This window comes from Streptosporangium sp. NPDC005286 (assembly GCF_040607515.1).
In the GTDB taxonomy this organism is placed as follows: domain Bacteria; phylum Actinomycetota; class Actinomycetes; order Streptosporangiales; family Streptosporangiaceae; genus Streptosporangium.
This window is the reverse complement of the sequence record NZ_JBEXGU010000123.1, coordinates 16,987-28,696: the sequence shown is the minus strand read 5'-3', so window position 1 is coordinate 28,696 and position 11,710 is coordinate 16,987. Positions and strand designations below refer to the sequence as shown.

Genomic DNA, 11,710 nt, shown 5'->3' with positions numbered 1-11,710 from the left:
CGCTGGAGCGTGCCCTGGCCGCCAGCGAGGCCGCCGTGCTCGCGCGGGTGGAGGCCCTGGAACGCTACGCGGGCCACGTGTCCGACGCCGAGCGGGCGCTACGCGCCCACGAGCAGATCGAGATACTCCGCTCACGGCTTCCCCGCTACGAGGAACTCCTGGCGGAGTCGGGCGCGGACGTCTTCGCCGTACCGGAGATAGGGAAGCTGACCGAGGACGCCGGCCACCTGGAGCAGGCGCTGCGCGACAGTGTCCGTTCGGCGCACGAGGCCTTCCGCCACCTCGACGGCTCCGCCGCCGACGGGGCCGCCGACAGTACCGCCAACGGGGCCGCCGGCCCCTCGACCGCTCCGAGCGGGCCTGTCCATCCCCCGAACTCCGGGAACTCCGGAGAGGAACCTTCGGCCCCCTGAAGACGGATCTTTCCTCCCCGGGCGGACCGGCCCTTGTCATGCACCGCAAAGAAGACGAGGATAGCTCGCGTTCTTTGGAGGTAGCATGCGGATCCGCCTGGACACAACCCTCGGCGTGGTCGTGCTGGTCGACGTGTTACGGGTCTTCCTGCCCTCGTTGATCACGCTCTTCGGCCGGGCGGGAAGCACTCCCGCGGAGATGATGGGCCTGTACGCCCTCTCCTGGTTCGTCCTGGCCTTCCTGACCGTCCCGCTGGCCAGACTCGTCCAGCCGCGGCTGATCGCCCTCGGTGCCGGATGCCTGCTGCTCCTGGCCCGGCTGGCGCTCCAGCTGACCGGGGGCGGGGACCCGCAGCTGTACGTGGCCAGCCTCGGCCTGCTGGCCGGCCTGGTCTGGCTGGTGGCGACCGCGATGGGCGGCCGGGACGCCCGGCCTGTGATGGCCGGGGTGATCGCCGGCCTGGCGGCCTCCACGGTGATCCACGCGGCGCTGGACGGCATCGACCTGATGTGGCGGCCCGGAGCGATCCCGTGGGCACTGCTGGCTGTGGAACTCGGACTCTTCGGCCTGTTCCTGATCCGGGCGAAACTCCCGGACGAGGAGTACTCCGGTGCCCCCCGCGCCTGGCTGGCCATCGGCCCCGCCCTGCTGCTCTGGGGTCTCTACACGGGCAACACCGCGCACGCCCAGGCGGCGACCGTATCCGCCCAGCAGGCCGCCGCCGTGATCGTGGCGGCGTTCGCGGTGGTGTCGGCGGCGCCCGCCGCGCTGCCGGTGCTGCGCCGCCCGATCCCGCCCGCCATCGCCCTGGTGGCCTCGGCGGTGGCGTTCACCCTGGGCAGGGCCACCGTGGACGGCGTCCACGGTGTGGCGCCCGGCTGGACGATCGCCGCGCAGATCATCGGCCAGCTCGCGCTCGGCGCCTGTCTGGCGCACGCCGCGACGACCTTCGGCCCGGACAGGGCGGCGCGGCGGGGCCTGGCCGCGGCAGGAGGCATGCTGCTGTTCGTCGTGTTCGTCTTCGGTTACTACGCCGCCTACGACCTCTACCTTTCCAACCAGTGGGTGCCGGTCGGCGCGGCGCTCGTCGTCGCGGTCCTGGGTCTGGCGGGCGGCACGGGTCTGCCGCGCCGCTCCTACGACCGGCGGTTCGCGGCGGCCACCGTGGCCGCGGTCGTGCTGGTGGCGGCCGTGCCCCTCTGGCAGGGGGAGCGGCCTCGCTGGGAGGCACCGCGTGACGGGCTGCGGGTCGCGGCCTACAACATCAGGATGGGGTACGGCGAGTCCGGCAGGCTCTCCCTGGAGCAGCAGGCCGACGCGCTCAGGGAGTTGCGGCCGCATGTGGTGGTGCTGAGCGAGGCCGACCGGGGCTGGCTGCTCAACGGCGGCCACGACGGGGTGCGGCTGATCGCCGAGCGGCTGGGCATGCACTACATCTGGGCCCCGGCGACCGACGAGGTGTGGGGCGACGCCCTGCTCACCACGCTGCCGATCACCTCGATAAGGAACCACGTGCTGGTCCAGGGCGGACCGACCGGCGCGCAGGCGCTGGAGGTCGGGCTGCGCTGGCAGGGCGGGGACATCACCGTGATCGGCACCCACCTGCAGCCTCCGCCGGGCTGGCGCGAGCTCGACCAGGTCGAGCAGCTCGGCGGGGTCGTCAGGGAGGCCTCCAGGGGCGGCGCCCCGGTGATCGTGGCCGGCGACCTCAACCTTCAGCCCGGGGACCGGGCCTGGGAGGCGCTGACCGGCGCGGGCCTGACCGACCCCCTCGCCCCGGCCAGGCCGTTCAACACCATTCCGTCCGGGGGACACTCGGTCGAGCAGATCGACCATGTGCTCGTCACCCCGGGTTTCACCGGAAAGGACCAGGTCAACCCCGATGTCCCACATTCCGACCACCGCCCGATAGCGGTCACCCTGGTCGCCGGGCCTTGATCGGGTTCCGCTGGGTAGTGTCGGGTGCATGACAGGACGACCTGTACTGATCTTCGACGGCGACTGCGCTTTCTGCACGACGAGCGTCAGGTTCGCCGAGCGCCGCATCGGGGTTCGCGCCCTGGTCGTCCCCTGGCAGTTCACCGACCTTCCGGCGCTGGGCGTGACACGCGAACGGGCCGAGCGCGAGGTGCTCTGGGTCCAGGACGGCGGTGTGCACGGCGGGGCGCAGGCGGTGGCCAGGCTGCTGATCGCCGCCGGTCTCCCGTGGAGCCCGCTGGGGTTCGCGCTGCGGGTCCCGCCGTTGCGCTGGGCGGCCCAGGGGCTCTACCGCCTGATCGCCGGCAACCGGCACCGCCTGCCCGGCGGCACCCCCGCCTGTGCCCTGCCTCCGGACCGCCGATGAAGGGCGTCCTGCTCACCGGGTTCGAGCCGCTCGACGGCGGCGGCAACCCGTCGTGGGAGGCGATCGCCCTGGTGCCCGGGGTGCGGACCGCGCTGCTCCCCTGCCGGTTCGGCGAGATGCTCGAACAGTTGCGCGCGGCGGTGGCCGAGCACGATCCGGCGGTGGTCGTGTGCGTCGGGCAGGCCGGAGGGCGGCCGGACGTGACCGTGGAGCGGGTGGCCGTCAACCTCGACGACGCGTGCGTCCCGGACAGCGCCGGGCGGCAGCCGATCGACGAGCCGGTGGTACGCGGCGGCCCTGCCGCCTACTTCGCCACGCTGCCGGTGAAGGCGTGCGTGGCGGCGGCGCGGGCGGTCGGGGTGCCCGCGAGCGTCTCGCAGAGCGCCGGCACGTTCCTGTGCAACCACCTCTTCTACGGCCTGATGCACCTGATCGCCACCGAGCGGCCGGGGGTCCGCGGAGGTTTCGTGCACCTGCCGTACAGCCCCGAGCAGGTCCTCGGCGAGGCCAGGCCCTCCATGCCCGTCTCGGTGTCCGCCCAGGCGCTCACGGCGATCGTGACCACCGCCGTCTCCGTCTCGCTGGGCGGTGATCTCCGCCTGGTCGGTGGCTCCCTGCACTGACCGGGCGCCCCGCGTCGGGGCCGTCCGCTCCTTTCGTCCCCGTTCCGGGGAAAGGCGGCCCGCCGGTCAGAGCGGCACGCCGTACACCACCCGGCGGCCCGCGAACTCGGTCACGCTCCACAGCGTCTTCTTGTCGCGGACGCAGGTGAGGTCCTCAGGCCCCACCGGGTAGGGCCGTCTGCGCACCGTGTCGCCGACCACGACCAGGGTGCCGTTCCCCGCGGCGCCCGCGGTCTGGCTGAGGTACCAGGTGCCGTTGTAGGAGAGCGCGCCCTGGACCTTGCTCACGGGGAGCGCGTAGGCGTCCACGGCCTGGACGACGCCGCCGGCGGGGGCGTTCGGTGCCCCCTGCGCGGTCAGCGACCAGCGGGCCACCCGTCCGACCGTGCCCGCCGTGTCGACGTACTCGCCGCAGATCAGGGTGTGGGGGGTGGTGCTGCGGTCGACGGCGGTGTAGGAGAAGCTCACCGTGCCGCTGGTGGTGGTCCAGGCGTCGGTCTGCGGCATCACGTACCGGTAGCCGAACGCCTCGTACCTGCCGCCCTTCCTGCCGATCTCGGCCGTGCCCTCCCCGTTGACCTCGAAGATCTGCCGGGTGTCGAACACCCGCAGGCCCCGCGTGGTGTCGGCGACGTACAGCAGGCCGCCGTACCAGGCGACGCCGCCGGCGTGGATGTTGATCGGCGCGATGTTCCCGTCGGCGGCGACCCGCACCAGCAGGACGTGCCGGTAGCGGAGCGTCGCTGTGTTCAGGAAGGTCAGGCGCACGCCCCGCTCGGCCCCCGACGCCGGCGAGTGGTACCAGCTCACCACGAACGTGTTCCCGCCGATCCCGGCGTCGGAGGCGGAGGTCAGGCCCTGGGGGTACCACTCCCTGGTGACGTTGTCGTTCGCGTCGAAGCAGTACCAGTCAACGGGTTTGGGAGTCATCTTGGCGAACGCCCCGGCACCGGTCGATCCCTTTCTGGCCGCGACGCGATTGGCCTTGGCCAGCACGGTGTCCAGGGAGACCCGTTGGAGTTCCTTCTCCAGGACCTTGATCCCGGCCGCGAGGCCGCCGGCGTCCCGTTTCAACCCGAACGGCTCTGCCGGCGCGGCCTTCATCTGACTCATGTGGGGGTCTCCTTGTCCGGTCTCGCCAGGATCGGCGGATCAAGATACGGAGTTCATGAGTATGCCTTTACTCAAATCCCTTTTGTAGTTAGAAGGGCCAGGTGTGGACGGGCTCCCCGGTCCGTGACAGTTCCCGGTACCGGCTCACCAGGCGCGCCCGCGCCGCCTGGTCGCCCCCCATGCCCGCCAGCGCCTTCCGCTGCCAGATCGCACCGGTACGGCGGCGCGTGACGCGTTCCCGCACGATGTCCAGCGCCCACCGGATCTCGCCCGGCTCCACGCCCATCCTGCCGAGACCGGCCTCGGCGACCGGCAGCAGGTCCAGGGCGAGCCGCCAGGCCGGGACCTCCTCGCGCAGGCCGGGCCAGCTCAGCGGCGCGTCCAGGCCGTGGATCGCGCCTCGGTAGAAGTTGCGGTAGGCCCCGGCGAAGGGGAACTCCTCCACCGGATGGAGGGCCAGGGCCGCGGTCAGCCCGAGCAGGAACGCGCTGTTGGCCGCCATGTCCGCCGCGCTCGGCCCCGCGGGCAGGGCGCGCATCTCCACCCGAAGATGGCCGCCGCCGACCGGGTCGTAGACCGGCCGGTTCCACTGCCACACGGTGCCCTGGTGGAGCCGGAGCTCGGCCAGTTTCGGGACGCCGCCCGCGGGCACCTCCTCCGGCACCGAGCTCATCGGCAGCACCGGTTCGTAGTCCCGGACGCATGTCTCGAACAGCTCCTCGACGCTCCGCGCCCAGCAGGAGCCGAACGCCACCCGCCGGACCCTGCGGTCGAGCCGCTCGACGTCCCGGTCGTCGGCGGCCTCCTCGAACAGCGCGATCCTCGTCTCCTCCCAGAGCTGCCTGCCCAGGAAGGCGGGTGAGTTGCCACTGACCGCGAGGACCGGGCCGATGGCCAGCTGGGCGGCGTTGTAGACGCGGGCGAAGTCGGCGGGAGGCGTGCGGAGATGGACCTGCCAGGAGGTGTTGGCGCTCTCCAGGATCACCCCCTTGACCTCCAGCTCCAGCAGCTCGACCCCCTCGATGCGCACCCGGAACGGCTCCGTGCGCAGCCGTCGCATGCCCCTGGCCAGCGCTCGGTAGCGCCCCTCACCGCTCAGCGCCTCGTGGGTGAAGTCGAACTCGCTCAGTGAGGGCAGGATCCCGATCACCACGACCTGCCCGCCCTGCGTCTCGGCCGCCGTGTCCACCACGGCCATGATCTCCCGCATCTCGCGCATCATGGCGGTGAACGGCCGCCCGGCGATCGGCAGCGGGGTCAGGTTGGCCTCCAGGTTGAACCTGCCCAGCTCCAGCGTGAGCCGGTCATCGGCGGCGACCGCCTGCACCTCCTGGTTGCGGGGCAGCGGGCGGCCGTCGGGCGTTATGAGGAACATCTCCAGCTCAGCCCCGATCGTCACGGGACCGGCCCCGAAACCGGGCCGCGCGAGCACCTCGCGGAGAGTGCCGAGTTGCTCCGCCAATCTCTCCCCGAAGCGGATGAACTCCGCCTCGGAGTAACGGTCCTTGTCGACTTTCTGCCCCATCACACCGTCCGATCAGTTGGTCCTCGTGCTCCCTCCCTCTCTCCCAGCTTGCGCCTTCTAATCAGGGCTTTCGTCACAGCCCTCCGCAGACGAGGACGCGCGGCACGTCGGGGCCCCTTGCCGCGTCTCCCCTGGCTTCCCACGATGCCTCGCGGGCGCCGGGAAGGGAACGGTGGCGGGGCCTGATTGAGTAGTGTCAGGTCCGAGTGGGGCCGAGAGGCGGCGGCCGGTAGCCGGAAGAGAGCGTGCACGGGTGCGAGCGGTGGTCTTCGACGATTTTGGAGCCGAGCTTGAGGTTCGGGAGGTGCCCGCCCCCGAGCCCCCGCCCGGCGGAGCGGTGATCCGGGTGGAGGCCACCGGGCTCTGCCGGAGCGACTGGCACGGCTGGCAGGGCCACGACCCGGACATCCGGGTCCTTCCCCATGTGCCGGGGCACGAGCTTGCCGGGGTGGTCGAGACGGTGGGCGCGGGCGTCGCCTCGTGGCGGCCCGGTGACCGGGTGACCGTCCCGTTCGTCTGCGCCTGCGGTTCCTGCGCGGCGTGCGCGGCCGGCGAGCAGCAGGTCTGCGAGCGTCAGACCCAGCCGGGGTTCACCCACTGGGGTTCCTTCGCCGAGTACGTGGCGATCGATCACGCGGACGTGAACCTGGTGCGGCTCCCCGAGGAGATGAGCTTCGGCACCGCCGCGAGCCTGGGCTGCCGCTTCGCCACCGCCTACCGGGCCGTGAACGCCGTGGGCCAGGTGCGGCCCGGCGAGTGGGTGGCCGTGCACGGCTGCGGCGGTGTGGGCCTGTCCGCCATCATGATCGCGGCCGCGGCCGGGGCCAGGGTGATCGCCGTGGACGTCTCCGCGGGCGCCCTGGAGATGGCCGGCGCGTTCGGCGCCACCGCCTGCGTCAATGCCGCCCCGGCCGAGGCCGACGTCCCCGCCCGGGTCGTGGAGCTCACCTCGGGGGGCGCCCACGTCTCCATCGACGCGCTCGGCAGCCCCGGGACATGCGCGGCGTCGATCGAGAGCCTGCGCCGCCGGGGACGCCACGTCCAGATCGGCCTGCTGCCGGGGCTCACCGCGCTCCCGATGGGCCGGGTGATCGGCTACGAGCTCGAACTTCTCGGTAGCCACGGCATGGCCGCGCGCGCCTACCCGGCGATGCTGGCGGCCGTCGCCGACGGCACCCTCCGCCCGGACGCGCTGGTCACCCGTTCCATCGGCCTCCAGGAGGCGGGAGGCGCGCTCGCCTCGATCGGATCCGTCCCCGGCGTCACAATGATCATTCCGTCCCTGCGCTGACGGCACGGGCCGCGAACCAAAAGAGAACACGTTTCAGTTTTTTGTTGACCAAAACCTGGACACGTGTCTAGTTTGGGGGTCCCGGTTCGGCGAAGGACACGACGTGACAGTGCTGCCCGACTACTCAGGCCCCTTCGATCCCGGCTTCCGGCTGGAACGCCTCTCTCGCGGGGCGCTCGCCGTCCTCGGCAGAGAGTGGCTGCTCCACGGCCACCTGCAGGACCGCGTCGGTGTCCCGATGGTCCTGGAGCTCGGCGGCAGGCAGGAGGCCGAGCGGGTCGCCATCGAGGAATGGGCGGCCGCCAGCCCGATCTACTCGGTCAGGATGCAGGAGGCCCTGGGTTTCCGGGGTGACACCGTCTCGACCATCCTGAAGAACCTCCAGCTCGACATCGGGGCGCCGCCGCAGTTCATGGACTTCCGGCTGCGGCTGATCGACGAGCGGCACGGTGAGTTCGAACTGGCCCACTGCGGCGCGCTGCTCGACGTCGAGCCGATGGGCGAGGACTGGGTCCGCGGCATGTGCCACACCATCGAGGACCCCACCTTCGACGCGACGGGGTCGGCCACCAACCCCCGCGCGAGGTTCCTGCCGGTGCACCGCCCGCCCCGGGTGCCTCCCGGCCGGACGCCGCACTGCCACTGGCGCGTCGAGATCTCCGACGCCGCCGAGCCCCTCGCGCCGCACCCCAACCAGGCCTCGGTGGCGGGGTCGCTGCTCGCCCGGCTGCCGATCACCTCGGGCAGGCTCTCCGCCGAGCCCGGCGGGCTGGACGGCTACGGTGGCCCCTTCGACACGGACTTCCAGCTGGAGGACCTCTCGCACGCGGCGCTGCAGACCGCGCTGGAGGAGGTGGCGATTCAGAGCCACCTGCTCTTCCGCGGCTACCTGCTCAGCATGAGCGACCACTACGGCGAGCCGGCCGCCCGCAGCGCGGGGCCCCGGGTGCTCGTCGGACTGGCCGGCCTCACCGCGGGCAGACTCCGCGCGGCCATGAACGTCCCCGGCGACGACGCCGCCGCCATCGGCAGGGTGCTGCAACTGCATCCGACCTTTCAGCCGGGCTCCTACGTCGGCCTGGACGTCGAGGTCACCGGGCCGCTCCGGGTGAGGTTCGGCTTCACCGACTCACCGATCTTCCGGGAGACCGACCCGCTCACCTGGCTGGCCGAGCTCGGCGGCGACGGCGACCGTGCCCTGGACGCGGTGGTCCAGGCGGTCAACCCGCGTGCCCGGTGCGTCCCGGTCCCGCCCCGCGAGGGAGAGCGCCACGCCTACGAGGCCGTGATCGATCCCGGCGCCGAGCCCGCGCGCGAGGAGCCCGAGGTGCGCCTGGCCCGCTTCAGCGGCGGTGCCGGCTTCGCCTTCCACCGGCTGGGAGTCCGGACGGAGCCCGACCGGCGCACCCGGCGGCCACGTCCCGTTCGCCGTTGAACCGGCTCGCCGCGGCGCGGCGCGCCCTAACCGATCCACAGCGATCCACAGGTCGCTTCCAAGAGGCCGCACCCAGACCGTGCGCACTGAGCAAAGGAGAACCTGTGAAGATCGCACTGGTCACCGGGGCCGGGCGGGGCATCGGCCGGGAGATCGCCCGGCAGCTCGCCGAGCGCGGGATGACCGTGTTCGCCGGGGTCCGCGACGAGAGCCACGCTCCCGAGGGCACCCGTCCCGTACTGCTCGACGTCACCGACCCGGCGGCGGCCGCGAGCGCGGCCAAGATCGTCGGTGAAGGGTTCGGGCGGCTGGACGTACTGGTCAACAATGCCGCGACCTGCGGTGACTTCGGTGTGGCCCCGGCGGAGGTGACCACCGAGCACATGCGGGTCACCTACGAGGTGGGCGTCTTCGGGGTCGTCACCGTCACCCACGCGATGATCCCGCTGCTGCTGGCGTCCGACCGAGGCCAGGATCGTCAACATGACGACCCGGCTGGCCTCGGTCGGCCTCACCTCCGCCGGGGACGATCTCAACGTCGCGTGGCCGATGCTGGCCTACAACTCGGCCAAGAGCGCGCTCAACGCGCTCACCGTGCTCTACGCCAACGAGCTGCGCGGGTCCGGGATCCTGGTCAACGCCGTCGATCCCGGCCACTGCGCCACCGACCTGACCGGCCACACCGGAACCCGTACGGCGGCCGAGGGCGCGGCGGTGGCCGTACGGATGGCGACCCTCGGCGACGACGGCCCGACCGGCACGTTCAGCTCGCAGGAGGGCCCCATCCCCTGGTAGACGGACCCACCGACGGCGACGGACCGGGGTGAGCATCGGCCATCGCCGGCCGGGTGAAACCCGGGCCTCCGGCAAAAGCGGCACACACCATCAATGGCCGGCCTGTCCTTTCATTCAATGAGGCCTGATAAAAAATCCTCCTCCCCGAAGAACAGGACGCAGCGCAACGACCAGCCAAAACGGGGCAGCCACAGAGCTTTAAGTGCTCATATAAACGGTTAAGACGGTGATAGCGTCGTTAACCATGCGTCCAGAAGACCTCGCCCTGCTCAACGTGCCCGGCAGCGTCACCCTCCATGGCGATCTCCTTCTCGTCGACGTGGCCCGGCCCGATCTGGAGGCCGACGCCTACTCCGGGAGCCTGTGGCGGGTGCCGCAGGACGGCCCGCCCGTCCGGTTCACCTTCGGCGAGCGCGACAGCGCGCCGCGCATCTCCCCCGACGGCGCCTGGGTCGCCTTCCTGCGCGCCGGCGACGGCAGCCCGCAACTGCACGTGATGCCCACCGGCGGCGGTGAGGGCCGACCGGTCACCGACCTGCCGCTGGGCGCGGGCGTCCCGGTCTGGGCACCGGACTCGCGCCGGATCGCGTTCGTCGCCCGGGTCGCCGAACCGGGCCGGTACGGCACCGAGGAGGGCGTGGGCGCCGAGGCCGAGGCACCGCGCCGGATCACCGGGTTCCGCTACCGGACCGAGGGAATCGGCTTCACCCTCGACCGGCGGCAGAGCCTGTTCGTGGTCAACGCCCTCGCGGACATCCCGGTGCCGGTACGGCTGACCGAGGGACCCTACGACGTCGAGTCCCCCTGCTGGACACCGGACGGCGAGCACGTGCTGATCTCGGCCCCCCGCGACCTCGACGGTGAGAGCCTGCACACGGACGTGTACGCCGTCCCGGCCGGCGGGGGTGCCCCGATCCTCGCGGTGCGCAGCGACGGCTCCGCCGAGCATCCCGTCGCCCTGCCCGGTGGAAAGGTGCTCTACCTCGGCACGGAGTTCTCCGGACTCGACGCGGTGGCCCGCAACGTCGGCCTCTACCACGCGCCACTGCGGATCGCCGGCGAGACAGCGGCCGGGACAGTGGCCGGGACCCGGCTGACCGAGGAGGAGTCGGTGGACTGCGAGCCACTGCCTCCCGTACCGCTGCGGGACGGCGTCCTGGTCGCGGTGCGGGTGCGCGGCGCGGTCGAGCTGCGGCTGGTCCCCTCCGGCGCCCTCGACACGCCGCTGGAGAAACTCGTCCCGATCCTGGGCGAGCGGGCGGGCGTCAGGTCCTTCACCTCCTGCGGCGAGCAGGTGGTCGCGGTGGTGTCCACCCCCGCGAGCCCCGGCGAGGTGGTCACCCCTGACGGGCCGCTGACGGACTTCTCCGGCACCCTCGCCGGGATCAGCCCGCTGCTGGAGATCACCGCCGTCTCCGCCGACGGCTACCCGGTCCACGGCTGGCTGGCCCTGCCCGAGGGCGAAGGCCCGCATCCCGTTCTGCTGAACGTGCACGGCGGCCCGTTCCACCAGCACGGATGGGCCTTCCTGGACGAGACCCAGGTCTACACGGGCGCTGGATACGCGGTGGTCCTGCCGAACCCGCGCGGCTCCTCCGGATACGGACAGGCGCACGGCCGGTCGGTGATCGGCGCGCTGGGCACCGTGGACGCCGACGACGTGCTGGCCCTGCTCGACGCCGTGCTGGAGCGACCCGAGTGCGACGCCGGACGGGTGGGCGTGATGGGCGGCTCCTACGGCGGTTTCATGACGAGCTGGCTGGCCGCCCGGCACGGGGACCGGTTCCGAGCCGCCTGGAGCGAGCGCGCGGTCAACGCCTGGGACTCCTTCACCGGCTCCTCCGACATCGGCTGGTTCTTCGCCGAGGCCTACTGCGGTCCCGACATCGAGACACAGCGCGCGATGAGCCCGCTCTACCACGCCGATCGGATCACGCTGCCGTTCGCCGTGGTCCACTCCGAGGAGGACATCCGCTGCCCGGTCGAGCAGGCACAGCGGATGTTCGTCGCGCTGCGTCGCAACGGCACCCCCGCCGAGTTCCTGCTCTTCCCCGGCGAGGGACACGAGCTCAGCCGCGGCGGGCGCCCGAAGCACCGCCTGCAGCGCTTCGAGGCGGTGCTGGAGTGGTGGTCTCGCCACCTGTCCTGACCGGACCTGCTCCCCGGCGAT

The 11,710-nt window shown here is 72.1% G+C and carries 9 protein-coding genes and 2 pseudogenes; 9 read left to right on the top strand and 2 right to left on the bottom strand.

From position 1 onward, the window contains the following. From ABZU75_RS33070 to pcp, 4 genes and pseudogenes are all read left to right on the top strand, one after another. Nucleotides 1–413, top strand: a pseudogene (locus ABZU75_RS33070) (hypothetical protein); the annotation flags it as partial. Between the two features lie 85 nt (nucleotides 414–498). Then, nucleotides 499–2,352 carry an endonuclease/exonuclease/phosphatase family protein gene (locus tag ABZU75_RS33065; RefSeq protein ID WP_355562852.1) on the top strand — a complete coding sequence of 618 codons (1,854 nt, stop codon included), beginning with the start codon at nucleotides 499–501 and terminating at the stop codon, nucleotides 2,350–2,352. Nucleotides 2,353–2,380: 28 nt separating this feature from the next. Further along, the gene (locus tag ABZU75_RS33060; protein WP_355562849.1) at nucleotides 2,381–2,758 is read left to right on the top strand and encodes a DUF393 domain-containing protein; all 378 of its coding nucleotides are present in this window, start codon (nucleotides 2,381–2,383) and stop codon (nucleotides 2,756–2,758) included. Further along, nucleotides 2,755–3,381, top strand: coding sequence for a pyroglutamyl-peptidase I (gene pcp / locus ABZU75_RS33055; RefSeq protein ID WP_355562846.1), 627 nt, complete (start codon nucleotides 2,755–2,757; stop codon nucleotides 3,379–3,381). Before ABZU75_RS33060 ends, pcp begins: the two co-directional genes overlap by 4 nt. A 66-nt stretch (nucleotides 3,382–3,447) precedes the next feature. On the opposite strand, the gene ABZU75_RS33050 is transcribed toward pcp, so the two are convergent. Then, nucleotides 3,448–4,494: a hypothetical protein gene (locus ABZU75_RS33050; protein ID WP_355562844.1), complete on the bottom strand. Its 1,047-nt coding sequence runs from the start codon at nucleotides 4,492–4,494 to the stop codon at nucleotides 3,448–3,450. Nucleotides 4,495–4,582: 88 nt separating this feature from the next. Then, entirely contained in the window at nucleotides 4,583–6,019 is a 1,437-nt protein-coding gene (locus ABZU75_RS33045; protein ID WP_355562842.1) for a glutamate--cysteine ligase, read from the bottom strand. Between the two features lie 253 nt (nucleotides 6,020–6,272). On the opposite strand from ABZU75_RS33045, the gene ABZU75_RS33040 reads away from it, so the two are divergent. The 5 genes and pseudogenes from ABZU75_RS33040 (at nucleotide 6,273) to ABZU75_RS33020 (ending at nucleotide 11,689) form a co-directional block, all read left to right on the top strand. After that, nucleotides 6,273–7,310 carry an alcohol dehydrogenase catalytic domain-containing protein gene (locus ABZU75_RS33040; RefSeq protein WP_355562839.1) on the top strand — a complete coding sequence of 346 codons (1,038 nt, stop codon included), beginning with the start codon at nucleotides 6,273–6,275 and terminating at the stop codon, nucleotides 7,308–7,310. A gap of 103 nt (nucleotides 7,311–7,413) precedes the next feature. Next, nucleotides 7,414–8,745 carry a hypothetical protein gene (locus tag ABZU75_RS33035; protein ID WP_355562836.1) on the top strand — a complete coding sequence of 444 codons (1,332 nt, stop codon included), beginning with the start codon at nucleotides 7,414–7,416 and terminating at the stop codon, nucleotides 8,743–8,745. Nucleotides 8,746–8,849: 104 nt separating this feature from the next. Further along, nucleotides 8,850–9,155: pseudogene (locus tag ABZU75_RS33030) on the top strand (SDR family NAD(P)-dependent oxidoreductase); the annotation flags it as partial. 73 nt (nucleotides 9,156–9,228) lie between these two features. Next, nucleotides 9,229–9,540 carry an SDR family oxidoreductase gene (locus ABZU75_RS33025; protein ID WP_355562834.1) on the top strand — a complete coding sequence of 104 codons (312 nt, stop codon included), beginning with the start codon at nucleotides 9,229–9,231 and terminating at the stop codon, nucleotides 9,538–9,540. Nucleotides 9,541–9,784: 244 nt separating this feature from the next. Continuing rightward, on the top strand, nucleotides 9,785–11,689 hold the full coding sequence (locus ABZU75_RS33020) for a S9 family peptidase (RefSeq protein WP_355562832.1): 1,905 nt from the start codon (nucleotides 9,785–9,787) through the stop codon (nucleotides 11,687–11,689). Nucleotides 11,690–11,710: the final 21 nt, after the last annotated feature.

Excerpts from the sequence above, each read along its gene's own strand:
- ABZU75_RS33020 (WP_355562832.1), top strand. The coding sequence starts at position 9,785 with ATGCGTCCAGAAGACCTCGCCCTGCTCAACGTGCCCGGCAGCGTCACC.
- ABZU75_RS33025 (WP_355562834.1), top strand. The coding sequence starts at position 9,229 with ATGACGACCCGGCTGGCCTCGGTCGGCCTCACCTCCGCCGGGGACGAT.
- ABZU75_RS33060 (WP_355562849.1), top strand. The coding sequence starts at position 2,381 with ATGACAGGACGACCTGTACTGATCTTCGACGGCGACTGCGCTTTCTGC.
- ABZU75_RS33065 (WP_355562852.1), top strand. The coding sequence starts at position 499 with ATGCGGATCCGCCTGGACACAACCCTCGGCGTGGTCGTGCTGGTCGAC.
- ABZU75_RS33050 (WP_355562844.1), bottom strand. The coding sequence starts at position 4,494 with ATGAGTCAGATGAAGGCCGCGCCGGCAGAGCCGTTCGGGTTGAAACGG.
- pcp (WP_355562846.1), top strand. The coding sequence starts at position 2,755 with ATGAAGGGCGTCCTGCTCACCGGGTTCGAGCCGCTCGACGGCGGCGGC.
- ABZU75_RS33045 (WP_355562842.1), bottom strand. The coding sequence starts at position 6,019 with ATGGGGCAGAAAGTCGACAAGGACCGTTACTCCGAGGCGGAGTTCATC.